The organism is Paenibacillus periandrae (assembly GCF_022458865.1).
Lineage (GTDB): Bacteria > Bacillota > Bacilli > Paenibacillales > NBRC-103111 > Paenibacillus_S > Paenibacillus_S periandrae.
This window is the reverse complement of record NZ_JAJNMU010000162.1, coordinates 1-340: the sequence shown is the minus strand read 5'-3', so window position 1 is coordinate 340 and position 340 is coordinate 1. Positions and strand designations below refer to the sequence as shown.

Genomic DNA, 340 nt, shown 5'->3' with positions numbered 1-340 from the left:
AATCTCACGGGTTTTTCCCAAGCGATTGCTGCCTGCTATCCCCAAACGGAGATCCAAAAATGCATCATCCACCAGATCCGAAATTCCACCCGCTTCGTGTCGTACAAGGACCTCAAGAAGGTAACGGTCGATTTAAAACCGATTTACAAAGCAACAACTGAGGATGCAGCCTTGCTGGAATTAGACCGTTTTGAAGAGGTCTGGGGAAGTAAATATCCACTGATCATCCGATCTTGGCGCACGAATTGGGACGAACTCGCAACATTCTTCAAGTACCCACCCGAGATTCGAAAACTGATCTACACGACCAACATCATTGAAAGCTACCACCGCCAGCTCC

General features: G+C 47.9%; 1 protein-coding gene. It reads left to right on the top strand.

The window, feature by feature from the left end; genetic code table 11:
- Positions 1-340, top strand: a 340-nt coding sequence (locus tag LRL21_RS45060; RefSeq protein ID WP_240422236.1) for a transposase, incomplete at both ends; no start/stop codon positions are given.